The following is a 14,969-nucleotide window of genomic DNA, read 5'->3' as shown; positions in this document are numbered from 1 at the left end:
GTTCTCCTTGTCTACATGTCACATTATGCTACTCGACGGGTTGTACCAGAAATAATCCATCAGCTATAGCTAATAAACTAATATGAACTCGTTGATCGTTTTTAATCAATTCATTCAATTTTTTAATTTCCCTTGTCTGCCCGCTTACATCATTGGGATTGATCACATTACCATCCCAGAACACATTATCTATGGCGATTAATCCTCTGGGTTGAATCAATTTTAAAGCCAACTCATAGTAATTAAGATAATTGGTTTTATCCGCGTCAATGAATATAAAGTCAAATTGGTGTTCCCAACCCTCGTTTAATAAGGCATATAACGTGTCTTTTGCTGGACCAAGCCGTAATTTGATTTTATGATCTTGCTGGGCAGCCCGCCAAAATGGATGTGCTCTTTTAGTCCATTCAGCGCTGATATCACAGGTAATCAGCTGTCCGTCATCGGGTAAGGCAAGTGACATTGCCAGTGCGCTGTAACCAGTAAAAGTTCCTAATTCCAGAACTTTTTTGGCACGGATCAGCCGAATCAGGAATTGCATAAATTGTGCTTGTTCTGGAGCAACCTGCATATTTGCAAGTTCCATCGTTGAAGTTTCTTTGCGCAAATCTTTTAAAACAGGGTGTTCACGCAAGGATTTATCAAGCATGTATTCATACAATTCTGGGGTAAGAGGTAACTGTTTCATCTAACTACTCAATCAAGCCAGTTTTTCTTGGGCTAAAGTATCTGCAATTTCGCTGGCAGGTAAATTATCTTTAGCTGAACGGGTAAATATTTCAGTTAATGAAGTATAAATGCCGTCGATCTGGTCATTTACTTTGTCTTCAGGAGTATGCAAATATTTGGATGCGGCAAAAATTAAACCGCCTGCGTTAATGACGTAATCCGCTGCAAACAAGATGCCCTTTTCATGCAGTTTTTTACCATGGTAGGTGTGTGCCAGCTGATTGTTCGCTGCGCCTGCAATAATGGTCGTCTGAAGTTGAGGAATCGTAATATCATTAATGATTGCGCCCAATGCGCATGGGGCAAATACATCGCAGGGTACTTTATGGATGACGTCGGTACTTATGGGTTTCGCGCCAAATTCATTTACTGCTTGTTCTACAGCTGCTGGAGAAATATCGGCAACAGTAAGCGTCGCTCCTAATTCATGCAAGTGCCTGGCCAGTAAATAACCTACATGCCCCAGTCCCTGAATGGCAACATGAAGTCCTTTCAGGCTGTCTTTACCTAGTTTAAATGCTACCGCTGCCTGAATACCACGTAAGACACCTTTAGCTGTAGATGGTGACGGATCCCCATTGTGTTTGGACAGGCTGGCTACATAATCTGTATGCTCAGCAATAATATCCATATCATTTAAAACGGTTCCACTGTCCAGGGCGGTAATGTATCTGCCATTTAATTCGTTAACAAATTTGCCAAATTGATGCATGTAAGCGGTGCGGTTAAACGTACCTTTAGGTTTCATTATTACCGATTTTCCACCACCCAAGGGAAGATTTACTGATGCGGCTTTAAAGCTCATGCCTCTTGCCAGACGCATGGCGTCTTTTAGTGCTGCAGCTGTATTGGGGTATTCTATAAAACGGCATCCGCCCAAAGCAGGACCTAACTTCGTGTTGTGAATGGCTATCATGGCCTTCATTCCGGTTTCAGGATCGACTTTAAAGTGTAGATCACCGAAACCATGGGACAATGCGTACTCGAGGAAATCATCTTCTGCTATTGTTTGATTATTATTTGTTATATTGTCAACAGACATCATTTATTCGGCTCCTCTTGCAATAATTTGCGACAAGTTATAGACCTATTCGAAAATTAAATCAATGGTAAGATTTCAACAAGTGGGATAAACGATCGTATTTGGCGCACCTTGAAAAAAATTGTTCTAAAATTTAAGGAATTAGTTTGGGGATCGCAATCTTTTTGAACAGGAGAATGATTTGGTATCTTGGGGGTTGGTGGTATACACTATTTTAAACATTTATTCTGAATGGAGATAATCATGAAACAGGCTGCCGGTATTCTTGCTTTATTGGCATTTACCCCTATTGCATTAGCTGGTGATGATGTTCCTGAATTGGTTCTTGATAAAGTTTTGTTTCAGATTTCTGCCAAACAATGGGTAACCACTCAAACTGCCTTGTTAAATGTTAACATTAACGTGACATTGAGTAGTGCTGATTTGGTGAAGGCTCGCGCTGACATTATGGACAGTCTGAATAAAATTGCCAAGGGTGATTGGCATTTGGTTGAATTTGATCGCTCTCAGGACAGCTCCGGGTTGGAAAAACTTTTTGTGCAGGCTCAGGCGAGAGTGGATCAATCTGCTTTAACGGATATTTATCACAATGCCAAGTCGGTCAGTATGCCTGGGGCTAAATATGAAATAAGCGGTGTCGAATTCAAACCCAGCCTGGAAGAAACTCAGGCCGTTCGGGCCAAAGTGCGTGAAAAATTATATCAACAAGTTAATGAAGAAATTGCTCGAATGAATAAAGCTTATCCTACACAAAATTACAGTCTGAGTAACCTGGTGTTTTTAGAGGGCGATAACATTCCTCCTCAACCAAGAGCTTATCAGGCAAAAGAAATGAATGCAGTCGTCATGGCGGCCGCAGCTCCAGCACCCTTAACGGTGAGTAATGAGTTGGTGTTGACTGCCTATGTTGAAGCGGCTTCAAACCGTAAGCAGGGGAATTAAATTGTTGGTTGTAGAAAGGGTCATTGGTCATCGCGGGGCATGTGCCTATGCTCCTGAGAATACTCTTGCTTCTTTTGATAAGGCACTGTCTTTGGGCTGTCGTTTCATTGAGTTTGATGTGATGTGCAGTGCTGATGGTGAGCCTTTTCTGATTCATGATGATAATTTAAAAAGAACAACTAATGGACGAGGTGAAGTAGGGCAGGTCGAGTCGGCCTATTTGCAAAGTCTGGATGCTGGTTCCTGGTTCTCCAAACAGTTTAAAGGCGAGAAAATTCCTCATTTCAGAGATGCTTTAAAATGGTTGTCTTTTTCTGATGTTCAGGCCAATATAGAAATTAAACCTTATCCTGGAACAGCCGAACAAACGGCAGTGGCTGTGTTGAGTCACATCCACCGTCATTGGCCTCAAGGAAAGGATTTGCCTTTGGTTTCCAGCTTTGATTGGGAGGCGTTACTTTTATGCAGAACGATTGCTCCTGAGATGCCTTTAGGTTTATTGCTTCACGAGTGGGATGAGCAATGGCTGCAGAAAGCCAAACAACTCGAGTGTTTTTCGGTTCATTTTAATCGAAAAATATTAACCGCGGATCGTGTTAAAGAAGTAAAAGATGAAGGGTACATCGTGTGCGCTTATACGGTGAATCGAAAACGTCAGGCAAACAAATTATTTAATTGGGGTGTTGATGCTGTCTTTAGCGATTATCCAGACTTATTAACATGAAAGGTCTATTCTCATTCCTTTTGGCAATACTGACTGCTGTGGTAGCACAGGCAAAACCTGTTGAGCTGGTGCTGTGGCATGGCATGGCAGGTCATTTGGGTGATGAAGTACGTTTGCTTGCTGAGGAATTTAACAACAGTCAAAAAGAATACAGTATCAAACCCGTCTATAAAGGAGATTACATTGAGACGTTGACCAGTTTTGCTGCTGCATTCAGGGCGCGTCAGGCTCCGTCTATAGTCCAGATTTTCGAAGTTGGCACTGCAATTATGTTGTCTCCGAAAGGAGTCATCAAACCTGTAGAAGCAATGATGCAAGAACAGGGTATGAGCTTGCCTGAAGAGGATTTTATTCAATCGGTACGTGAATTTTACAGCAGGGATGGTCAGTTGATGGCTATGCCTTTTAATCTTTCAGCTCCTGTTTTGTATTACAATCAGGATGTATTGGCAAACGTTGGCTACACCAAGGCTAATTTTCCGCGAACCTGGGATGAGATGGAAGTACTGGCCGAGAAAATTAAAAAAGCTGGTTATCACTGCACTTATACTACTGCATATCCGGGGTGGATCCTTTTTGAGTCTTATCTGGCAATTCATGGTTTGCCTATTACAGCTACCAATCCAGTCCGGGCCGTTTTCGAAACGCCTCAACTGGCACGGCATTTTGAACGTTTAAAACGCTGGCATAATTTGCGTTATTTCCGATATGGGGGACGAGTGGATGATGCGACCATTCTGTTTACCAGTAGCGTTTGTCCTTTGTTCAGCCAATCATCTGGCGCTTATAACAGTTTGTCCGCGTTGGTTCCGTTTCAATTGGGTGTAGCAGCTATGCCTTTAGATACACAGGCCAGCAAAATCAGGCATGCCAATGTAGCTGGTGGTGCTGCTTTATGGGCTGTAGCGGGGCAAAATGAAGTGAATTACAAGGGTATTGCCCTGTTTTTTAAATTTATTGCAAAACCGGAAATTCAGAAGCGTTGGCATGAACATACCGGGTATTTGCCTATAGGCTTAAAAGGGCGTTACAGTGAAATTGTCGAATCAAGCCGTCATCCCGCATTATTGATTGCCCGGTCTGATTTGGAAGATAATGTTCAGGCTGGAGCGTTAAAACATACCGGTCCGCAAAATCAGATACGTGGTATTAATGATGAGGTATTAGAAGCCATGTTTGCGGGGTTAATCAGTTCTACTGATGCCTTACATGAAGCAGTTGAGCGTTCCAATCACATATTGTCGCGATTTACCCGAAATACTCAATGGGACGACAATAAACCAGCTTCTCCCAAATTAGGGTAGTTCATGCTTTATCAATCGTTTGACTTCATAATCAGTACTTTTTAAGCCGGTATGACGCTTTAGTTGGGCCCCGTTAACGGCAGTGTTGCCTGAGCTTCGGAACCATGTTGCTTCTCTAGCCAATTGACTAACCTGGTGCGAAATGCCAAAAAAAACAATTGAAATCGGCTGGCAGATCGAATTTGAGCTAATTCATTGCTACGATATAAAGTCATCAGTTCATCGGGCGTCGTTAAATTAAGATTGAGAGCAATTTTTTCCATATGGAAACAGAGATCAGTTAGTCCCGGGTTTTCTAATTTAACCTCACCATCAATAATTTCCCTGCCATTTCTTTTAAAATCTCTCAGGGTGAACCGGTGGTGGTAAAAAAAGAAACAATCTTTCCCGTCAGTATTTTTTAATTGATCATTTGCCCCGGCAACCCTTAGCTCCTCAATTAAATCATCAAAATGATAGAAACAGGCCCAATGGAGGGCGGACATCCCATGGCTGTCTTTTTGATTGACATCACAATCCAGTTCCCTCATTTTTGCTAAAATCAGCCTGGCTGCTGCTCTGTCTCCTAACTTGCAAGCTAATAACAAAGCGGTATTTTCATAAGATGCGCGAATGAGTAACTTGTGATTGGCCAAGCTAAGGGATGTTTCCAGATTTGCCCTGTTGCGCTCAATGACACTCAGATGTAAGGGGGTATTTGATGAAACTTTATCATCGTAGCTTTCTGCGGAAACTTGGGTTAGCTGACAATAAAGTGGCAAAAATTCCAATATGCTCAACTGTCTGTGGTTTTGCTCTAGCTCCAGGTGATAAACAGTAAAAAAAGTCCTGATCGAATTTATATGTTCTAATCGTGATATAACCAGTTGTAATACCTTTTCGTGTAATAAATCATGTTTCTGAAGAAATTTAAATATGGATTCAAGCGTTTCGATTTGTGCTGTGCTATGAAAACAGGACATAAGCTCTTTGAAGATCTTCTGATGAACTACCAGGGTTCCACTCAGCGTGTTAAGAAAGTTGATAACGGCACTAAAATGCATGATGGAGGGGGTTGTTTCGATAAGCCAATCCGCAATAATGGGAATTAATTCGGGTGGAGCAATTCGTGTTAAACTGAATAGTTCAAACAGAAAATACCATTCCGTATATTCATCATATTCATCATGTTCATCATGTTCAGATCTTCGATAAATGCGAACAGGGGGAACCATGCTGATATTGGTATAGTATTCCAGTTTATTTTCCTGTGCCAGACGACAAATCACTTCATATGATTTGTCGTCTTTTTCCTGAGTCATCAAGATGGCGCTGATTAAGGCTTTATTCGTTTCTGGTCGGGTATTTTTATCAAGGAATATGTGCAGTGCCCATAGGGGATTAGTAAATTGTCTTTGTCTTATAAAACTGACTAAATGCCCCAAATGAGTTAATAAATCCAATTCGTATGAGACCATGTCGGGGTTGGATCCATAATAGTGCAGTTCTTCCTGGACAATCTGGTCTATTTCATCAATTTGAATGAATTCCCTATTGATAATGAGTATCAGTTTATCGTGAAGAATTTTTTTTTTGATAACAGAAGCTGATGCAGACATAATTATTCCTTTAACTATTAATTACTGAACATGCATACCATTTCAAAATCATCTTATGTTAAAAAAAATCACTTAACAATGCCTAGAACCCACTTATCTGGAATTGCTTTCTGATCGGACTCATGGAATAAATTTCATCCGCCTATTCATCGTTCAATCAATGAATAACTTTTTTAACTCTCTGATTTAATCTTATTTTTCAATTTTTATTAAAAATAATTCATGTGAATTAATTGACATATACCCATACGGGGTATATACCTATAGGGGTATAGGAGAAAAAATGAATAATCACTCAACTCATGAGAAAGAATTACATCGCTTAAATCGTGCAATTGGCCAACTTGAAGGTATTAAACGCATGATTGAAGAGAAACGTTATTGCATCGACATCTTAACTCAAATTCGAGCAGCGCGAAGTGCTTTGAAATCCATAGAGTTAAGTGTTTTGGATACCCACATTAAGGGATGCCTGGGGCATATTGCCACACTAAGCGACGGGGTAATGCGTGACAAAAAATTGAATGAAATCATTGAATTATTGAAAAAATACGAATAGGTGCACTATGAATCATCATACCGGACATCATCACAACACAGCGGAATCTGCTTCATGTTGTCATAAGCATAAAGCACCGAAAGATGCAGAGACAATAAAGCCAGGTGGTTATTATATTTGTCCGATGCATCCAGAGGTTCGTCAAAACCGGCCGGGTAATTGCCCAATATGTGGTATGGCTCTGGAGCCAGAAACATTGAGTATTGAAGAAGAGGCCAGTTCAGAGTATCTGGATATGAGGCGCCGTTTTGGAGTAGCTCTCATTTTGACTTTACCCTTGTTTCTATTAGAGATGAGCGGTCATTTATTAACCCATAGCATTGCTGGAGGTTTTTCTTCCTGGTTACAACTTATCCTAGCAACTCCAGTAGTTTTATGGTGTGGTTGGCCTTTTTTTCAACGAGGACTGCACTCCCTTAAAACCAGGCAATTGAATATGTTTACTTTAATTGCTATGGGTATTGGTGTGTCCTGGATTTACAGTCTGGTCGCAACCCTGGTGCCCGGTTTATTTCCAGCCGCATTTCAATCGGCAAATGGGCAGGTTGCTGTTTATTTTGAAGCTGCGGCAGTCATTACAACCTTGGTTTTATTGGGACAGGTTCTTGAGTTAAAAGCTCGTGAGCAAACTGGAAGTGCAATTCGTGCCCTGTTGAGTTTAGCACCAGAAACAGCTCATCTTATTGGAACAGAGGGCAATGAAGAAGAGGTTCCTCTGGAACAAGTTCAGGTAGGAGATCTGTTGCGTGTTCGCCCTGGTGAAAAGGTGCCCGTTGATGGAATCCTGATCGAGGGAAAAAGCTACATCGATGAATCAATGGTCACAGGTGAGTCTATGCCAGTGAGTAAAGAGGTCGGAGCAAAAATAATAGGTGCTACGATAAACCAAACAGGTAGTTTTATGATGAAAGCCTCGCATGTGGGAAGTGACACTGTGCTTTCACGTATTGTGCAGATGGTGAGTGAGGCACAACGAAGTCGGGCACCTATAGCGCGTCTGGCAGACAAAGTTTCAGGATGGTTTGTGCCTATTGTCATTGTAACAGCCTTATTGACATTTATCATATGGACATTGGTTGGGCCACAGCCTTCATCCGGTTATGGATTGATAGCTGCAGTATCGGTTCTTATTATCGCATGTCCTTGTGCCTTAGGTCTGGCAACACCAATGTCAATTATGATTGGTGTAGGGCAAGGTGCACGGGAAGGCGTTTTGATTAAAAATGCCCAGGCATTAGAACAGATGGAGAAAGTTAATGTGTTGGTTGTGGACAAAACCGGAACATTGACAGAAGGGCGTCCAGCATTGACTCGCATAGTGAGCATAGGCTCATTCAATGAGCAAGAAATACTTGCAATGGCGGCTTCCCTGGAGCATCAGAGCGAGCATCCGCTGGCTCAGGCGGTTGTTAAAGCAGCAATCGAACAGAAACTCTCTTTTGCTCCTGTAGAAGAGTTTAACGCTTTGCCTGGTAAAGGGGTTACCGGAAGAGTGGGAAGCCACCAAATGATCCTAGGCACTCTTCGTTTTATGCGTGAATCTGGTATCGAAATTACTCCGGAGCTAATTCGAATTGCAGATGAAGAGCGAGCGGAAGGGGCAACGGCAGTATTTTTAGCCATTAACAGAACACTGACCTCAATTTTAATCATTAAAGATCCTATAAAATCAAATACTCTAGCGGTAATGAATGAATTACATCAAAGCGGGATTGAACTGTACATGTTGACTGGTGACAGCAAAAAAACAGCTTTGAGTGTGGCAAACTCTCTGGGTATTAAGAATGTAATCGCAGAAGTCATGCCGGAAGACAAGAGCAGACAGGTGCGTGAATTAAAAAACAAAGGTTTTGTGGTGGCTATGGCTGGAGATGGAGTCAATGATGCACCAGCACTTGCTGAGGCGGATATTGGCATCGCAATGGGAACCGGAACCGATGTTGCGATTGAAAGTGCAGGCATTACTTTATTACATGGTGATCTGGAGGGTATTCTTAAAGCTCGTCGTTTGTCGGTTGCAACCATGCGAAATATTCGACAGAATTTATTCTTTGCCTTCATTTATAACGGGCTTGGAGTCCCTTTAGCTGCTGGACTTTTGTATCCTATGACCGGATTACTTTTAAGCCCGGTTATCGCTGCGGCTGCCATGTCATTAAGCTCAGTTTCAGTAATTGGTAATGCGCTGCGATTGCGCAGGATTAAATTCAACGCCACAAGTGAAAAAAAATGATAAAAAAACATATTGTATTTTGTTTGCTTTGTTTTTATTCCTTTGCTCAGGCAAAACCATTGAGTATTGGGGAAGCTGAACATTTGGCCTTAAATTTGTCCCCAGAAATTAAGCAGTTCAGAGCGAAAGCATCTGGTTTAATGGAGCAATCGATTGCCGATGGACAACTTTCAGATCCGCAATTAATGGCCGGTGTTATTAATGTTCCAACCAACTCCTTTAGTTTTACTCAAGATGAAATGACCATGCTTGCAGTGGGTGTCCAACAACAGTTGCCCAGAGGACGTTCTTTGAAGATTAAATCCAGACAAACACAAGCATTGGCTACTGCTGAGAAAAGAAAAGCAAAGGAGCAAATAGCTCTCTTGCTGCGAAGCGTTCGTGAAACCTGGCTTGATTTGTATTATTGGAATCAAGTGTTGGGTATTATTCAAGAGAATCATAAAATTTATCGTAGCTTGCTTAAAGTCAGTGCGTCCCAATACAGTGCTGGAAAAGGCAATCAATCGGATGTTTTGCAGGTACAAATTGAATTAACACGCTTGGCTAATCAAGCATTGCAAGTCGAACAACAAATGGATGTGTTAAGAGCTCAGCTGGGTCGTTTCATTGGACAAAAGCAGGCGCAACGCAAGGTATCCGAACATCTACCATCTTGGTTAAATCCGCCTTCTCGCCCTGTACTGGAACAGCGATTAAAAAAACATCCTTTAATTTTGATTGACGGGGCTACTATTGAGGCTGCACGCCAAGAAGTTGCTTTGGCTAAAGAACAGTATAAGCCTGGTTGGTTATTAGGTGCCAGTTATGGTTTTCGGCAGGGTCAGATGCCAAATGGTATGTCGCGATCAGATATGTTAACAGCGCAAGTGACATTAGATTTGCCCCTTTTTCCAGGTAAACGTCAGGACAAGCAATTTCAGGCAAGTATTTATAAGTTACAGTCTTCTCATATGGACCGCGTGATTCATTACCGAGATTTATTAAAAGAACTTCAAGCCCAGTATGCAATTTGGGAGAAATTGTCAGCGCGAGAGCGCATATATCAACGGCAATTACTTCCTGAGGCAAAGCAAAATTCAAAGGCCTCCTTACTCGCTTATCAAAATACCAATATTGAGATGAATACTGTATTGCGTGCTTACAGCAATGAATTGGAAATTCGACAAGAGCGATTACAAGTACTGATTGAGAAAATGAAAGCACGGGTCGTCTTACTTTATCTGGAAGGATTAACCGCATGAAAAAAAATAAATTGTTCCTTTTTGGAATCATTTTAATTTCATTAATCCTTGGGGTATTAATCGGGAGATTTATAATCGTACCAGGTACAGCTCAGAAACAGCCTTTGTATTGGATTGATCCTATGGAACCCCAAGTCCATTATTCAAGGCCCGGCAAATCGCATATGGGAATGGAGCTTGTTCCTGTCTTTGGCGATGAAAGTAAGGATACTAATGAAACAGGAATTAGTATTTCTCCAACGGTGGTCAACAATTTAGGCGTCAGAACAGCTCAGGTTGTGGAAGGTCCATTAAGCAGGCACATTGAAACAGTGGGTTACGTGACACCAAATGAGAGTGAAATCACCCACATTCATACTTACGCCAATGGATGGATTAAAAAATTGTGTGTTAAAGCGGTAGGAGATGTGGTTAAAAGCCATCAAGTCGTGATGCAGATGTACTCTCCTCAGCTGATTAATGCTCAGGAAGAATTTTTAATTGCTCTGGACAGTCATAATAAGTCACTTATTGATGCCTCTTATAAAAAACTACAGACCTTCCATATTTCTGAAGAACAAATTCAGCAATTAAAAATCAAGCGCCAAGCCAATCAATTGATTGATATTTATTCGCATCAGGGTGGAGTGGTTGTAGACCTCAATGTCAGGGAAGGCATGTATGTGACGCCTGATACCGAGATGATGAATATTGTTGATTTGTCTAATGTATGGATTATTGCTGAGGTTTTTGAGGAGGAAGCCAATAGTGTGCAAATAGGCGAGAGTGCCGTGGCAATACTGCCTGCGTTTCCAGGAACATCCTGGAAAGGTCAAGTAGAATATATTTATCCTCAAATTGACCCAATAACCCGAACTCTTAAAGTACGATTTCTTTTTTCTAATCCACATACTCTGTTAAAGCCTAATATGTATGCTACGGTATCTTTAAACGTTAATCCTAAGCCTAAAGTTCTTAGCATTCCTATTGAAGCATTGATTCGCAGCTCTAAAGAGGATCGCGTCATCGTCTCTTTAGGCCAGGGGCGCTTTCAGGTTCGTCAGATAAATGTGGGAATAGAATCGGATGGGCGTATTGAAGTGTTGTCCGGACTTAAAGTTGGTGAGCGCGTCGTGACATCAGGACAATTTTTAATTGATTCAGAAAGTAATTTGCAAGCAGATTTGGGACGTCTTAATAGTAAAATAGAGGCACAGTCTCAACAAGAAAAAACAATTCAAGGACACGGGGTGATTCAATCTATAGATCTGACCAAAGGAGTGATTACCTTGAATCACGAAGCCATTTCTGAATTAGGGTGGCCTGCGATGAGCATGAATTTTTTAGTCAGTAAAGAAGTTAATCTACAACTGCTTAAAGTCAAGGATAAAGTAGCCTTTTCTCTTAAAAAAGAGGGACAACAATTTGTCATTATTAACATTAGCAAGATGAACTAGGGAACTAAGATGATCGCAGGAATTATTCGTTGGTCCATTACTAATCGATTTTTGGTTCTTTTGACTGCGGCACTGATTCTTTTGTTCAGCTCATATATTATTAAGAATACACCTGTTGACGCTATTCCTGACTTGTCTGATGTGCAAGTGATCATTAAAACAGATTATCCAGGGCAAGCGCCGCAGGTTGTGGAAGATCAAGTAACTTATCCTTTAACAACGGCCATGCTTGCTGTTCCTGGAGCACTCACGGTGCGTGGGGAGTCAGGTTTTGGGGTTTCTTATGTGTACGTTATCTTTAAGGATGGTACTGATTTATATTGGGCACGTTCTCGTGTTTTGGAGTATTTAAGCCAAATTGCCAACCGCTTGCCAACTGGTGCGCAAACAGCGTTAGGGCCGGACGCAACAGGGGTTGGCTGGGTGTACGAATATGCATTGGTTGATAAAACAGGCCAGCATGATTTAGCACAATTAACCAGTCTGCAAAACTGGTTTCTGAAATACGAATTGCAAAAAGTACCTGGTGTTTCCGAAGTCGCAACGGCTGGTGGGATGGTAAAGCAATATCAAATTATATTAGATCCTAATCAGTTGCGTGCCTTTGGGTTAACTTTAGAACAAGTAAAAAAGGCCATTCAGCAAGGTAATAGGGAATCGGGCGGTTCTGCAATCGAAATGGGCGAAGCGGAATACATGCTAAGAGCTAAAGGGTACATCCAATCCATAGACGATATAGAAGCAATACCTGTTGGTTTAGGAAAAAAAGGTATTCCCATTTTATTAAAAGATGTCGCTTTTGTGCAGCTAGGGCCACAAATGCGTCGAGGATTGACTGAATTAAATGGCGAAGGAGAAGTGGTTGGCGGCATTATTGTGATGCGCCAGGGACAAAATGCCATGAATACTATTGCCGAGGTGAAGAAGAAGCTTGAGCAACTGAAATCGAGTTTGCCCAAAGGGGTTGAGCTTGTTACAACTTATGATCGCTCAAATCTTATCATGCGGGCTATCCATACTCTTTATGATAAATTAATTGAAGAATTTATCGTCGTTTCTCTTATTTGCATTGTATTTTTATTTCATTTTCGCTCTGCCCTTATCATCATTGTGAGTTTGCCTATTGGTATTTTGATGGCCTTTTCTGTGATGTATTTACAAGGGATTAATGCCAATATCATGTCATTAGGTGGAATTGCCATTGCAATAGGCGCAATGGTTGATGCGGCCATAGTAATGATTGAGAATGCCCATAAGCATTTAGAAAATCAAAAGAATATGGACAATCAAACACGTTGGCAGATCATCGAAAAAGCCGCGCTGGAAGTAGGGCCCCCCTTATTTTTTTCTTTACTGATTATCACTTTTAGTTTCTTGCCGGTGTTTACTTTGCAAGCACAAGAAGGGCGTTTATTTACTCCCCTTGCCTACACGAAAACCTACGCAATGGCCGCATCAGCTTTCCTGTCCATAACTTTAGTTCCTGTGTTAATGGGGTATTTGATTCGTGGCAAAATCAAAAAAGAAGAAGAAAACCCCTTAAATCGGTTTTTTGCAGCAGTGTATCGTCCTGCAATTCATGCTGTTCTTGCACGGCCTAAAACTATTCTAGCTATTGCATTTTTGGTACTACTCGTAGGATTCTGGCCAATCAACCGTTTAGGCGGTGAGTTTATGCCGGATTTAGATGAAGGTGACTTGTTGTATATGCCGACAACCTTTCCAGGTATTTCGATTGGCAAGGCACAAGAATTATTGCAACAAACTGATAAGCTCATTCGAAGCGTACCTGAAGTAGATACTGTTCTTGGTAAAATAGGGCGAGCAGAGACTGCAACCGACCCTGCTCCGTTGTCTATGGTTGAAACCATCATTCAATTTAAACCTAAAACAGAATGGCGCTCAGGTATGACTCTTGAAAAAATTAAAGAGGAGTTAAAGAGTCGCTTGGCATTGCCAGGATTATCTAATGCTTGGGTCATGCCGATTCGTACACGTATTGATATGCTCGCTACTGGTATTAAAACCCCGGTAGGAATAAAGATTGCAGGGCCTGATTTAAGTACCATTCAGAAGTTGGGAGAGCAAATAGAGTCTATCCTAAAAACAATCCCAGGTACGGCTTCTGTATTTGCTGAACGAGTTTCCTCCAGTCGGTACGTAACCATTGATATTGATCGATTAAAAGCAGCGCGATATGGATTAAATATTTCAGACGTGCAGGATCTTATTGAAACGGCTGTAGGGGGACTGAATGTATCGCAAACTGTGGAAGGACGAGAGCGTTATCCCATTAATTTACGTTACCCAAGAGATATTCGCGATTCATTACAAAAATTACGCTTGTTGCCTATTGTAACTGCAACAGGTGCAACGATACCGCTTAATGAAATAGCGAGTGTTGATGTGACAGAAGGGCCTGACATGATACGTAGCGAAAATGCAAGGTTAAATGGATGGATTTATGTCGATATTACCGGAACAGATTTAACCTCCTATGTAAATGAGGCACATGCCATTTTAGCAAAGGAACTTAAACTGCCGGCAGGTTATTCTTTAAGTTTTGCAGGGCAGTATGAGTATTTGGAGAGAGCCAAGGACCGTTTGCAAATGGTTGCGCCATTAACCCTGTTCATTATTGCTTTGTTACTTTATCTCAATTTTAGACGCATGACTGAGGTTGTGATAATCCTTGCAACCTTACCTTTTGCCTTAATTGGTGGGATATGGTTGTTGTACTTGCTGGGGTACCATCTATCTGTGGCTGTAGGGGTAGGATTTATTGCTCTCGCGGGGGTTGCAGCAGAAACAGCTGTAGTAATGCTTGTTTTTCTTAATCATGCTCTGACGCGTCATCAGGAATTAGCTGCTCAAGAAAAGCGTCGATTCAGTATCAATGATCTGCATGAGGCGGTGATTGAAGGTGCTTTATTACGGTTGCGCCCCAAATTGATGACTGTTGCTGCAATTATTGGTGGATTATTACCGATTATGATTTTTGGAGGGACAGGAGCTGAAGTCATGCGCCGTATTGCAGCACCAATGATTGGAGGCATGATCAGTGCGACCATACTGACTTTAATTCTTATTCCTGCAGTGTATTTATTATGGCAAGAATATCGAATTTCCAAAAATGATTGAGTTAGATAAAAGTGATC

General features: G+C 41.5%; 11 protein-coding genes. 8 read left to right on the top strand and 3 right to left on the bottom strand.

The genetic code is table 11. The features are described 5' to 3' along the window. Positions 1-28 precede the first annotated feature (28 nt). On the bottom strand, positions 29-688 hold the full coding sequence (locus G543_RS0112365; RefSeq protein ID WP_028384802.1) for a class I SAM-dependent methyltransferase: 660 nt from the start codon (positions 686-688) through the stop codon (positions 29-31). Between the two features lie 12 nt (positions 689-700). Further along, positions 701-1,774, bottom strand: coding sequence for a Glu/Leu/Phe/Val dehydrogenase family protein (locus tag G543_RS0112360; RefSeq protein ID WP_028384801.1), 1,074 nt, complete (start codon positions 1,772-1,774; stop codon positions 701-703). Between the two features lie 240 nt (positions 1,775-2,014). Between G543_RS0112360 and G543_RS0112355 the strand changes: the two genes are divergently transcribed. From G543_RS0112355 to G543_RS0112345, 3 genes are read left to right on the top strand one after another with little or no spacing between them, the layout of a single operon-like run. Beyond that, a complete protein-coding gene (locus G543_RS0112355) occupies positions 2,015-2,713 on the top strand; it encodes a hypothetical protein (protein ID WP_028384800.1) in 699 nt (232 codons plus the stop codon). Then, entirely contained in the window at positions 2,676-3,437 is a 762-nt protein-coding gene (gene ugpQ, locus G543_RS0112350) for a glycerophosphodiester phosphodiesterase (RefSeq protein ID WP_370272433.1), read from the top strand. Before G543_RS0112355 ends, ugpQ begins: the two co-directional genes overlap by 38 nt. Beyond that, positions 3,434-4,741, top strand: a complete 1,308-nt coding sequence (locus G543_RS0112345) for an extracellular solute-binding protein (protein WP_028384798.1) — start codon at positions 3,434-3,436, stop codon at positions 4,739-4,741. Before ugpQ ends, G543_RS0112345 begins: the two co-directional genes overlap by 4 nt. A 59-nt stretch (positions 4,742-4,800) precedes the next feature. Here G543_RS0112345 and ankQ read toward each other — a convergent pair whose 3' ends face one another. Then, complete coding sequence (gene ankQ / locus G543_RS0112340) at positions 4,801-6,339, bottom strand: Dot/Icm T4SS effector AnkQ/LegA10 (protein ID WP_028384797.1); 1,539 nt, start codon at positions 6,337-6,339, stop codon at positions 4,801-4,803. A gap of 283 nt (positions 6,340-6,622) precedes the next feature. On the opposite strand from ankQ, the gene G543_RS0112335 reads away from it, so the two are divergent. From G543_RS0112335 to G543_RS0112315, 5 genes are read left to right on the top strand one after another with little or no spacing between them, the layout of a single operon-like run. Next, complete coding sequence (locus G543_RS0112335; RefSeq protein WP_028384796.1) at positions 6,623-6,898, top strand: metal-sensitive transcriptional regulator; 276 nt, start codon at positions 6,623-6,625, stop codon at positions 6,896-6,898. Between the two features lie 7 nt (positions 6,899-6,905). Next, positions 6,906-9,131 (top strand): copper-transporting P-type ATPase, encoded by a 2,226-nt coding sequence (gene copA / locus G543_RS0112330; RefSeq protein ID WP_028384795.1) that lies wholly within the window; start codon positions 6,906-6,908, stop codon positions 9,129-9,131. Continuing rightward, complete coding sequence (locus tag G543_RS0112325; RefSeq protein ID WP_028384794.1) at positions 9,128-10,375, top strand: TolC family protein; 1,248 nt, start codon at positions 9,128-9,130, stop codon at positions 10,373-10,375. The genes copA and G543_RS0112325 overlap by 4 nt, the downstream gene beginning before the upstream one ends. After that, positions 10,372-11,811, top strand: a complete 1,440-nt coding sequence (locus G543_RS0112320; RefSeq protein WP_028384793.1) for an efflux RND transporter periplasmic adaptor subunit — start codon at positions 10,372-10,374, stop codon at positions 11,809-11,811. Before G543_RS0112325 ends, G543_RS0112320 begins: the two co-directional genes overlap by 4 nt. Before the next feature lie 9 nt (positions 11,812-11,820). Beyond that, entirely contained in the window at positions 11,821-14,952 is a 3,132-nt protein-coding gene (locus G543_RS0112315; protein ID WP_028384792.1) for an efflux RND transporter permease subunit, read from the top strand. Positions 14,953-14,969: the final 17 nt, after the last annotated feature.

The sequence above is a fragment of the Legionella moravica DSM 19234 genome (assembly GCF_000423305.1).
Classification (GTDB): domain Bacteria; phylum Pseudomonadota; class Gammaproteobacteria; order Legionellales; family Legionellaceae; genus Legionella; species Legionella moravica.
This window is presented reverse-complemented; position numbering and strand designations above follow the sequence as displayed.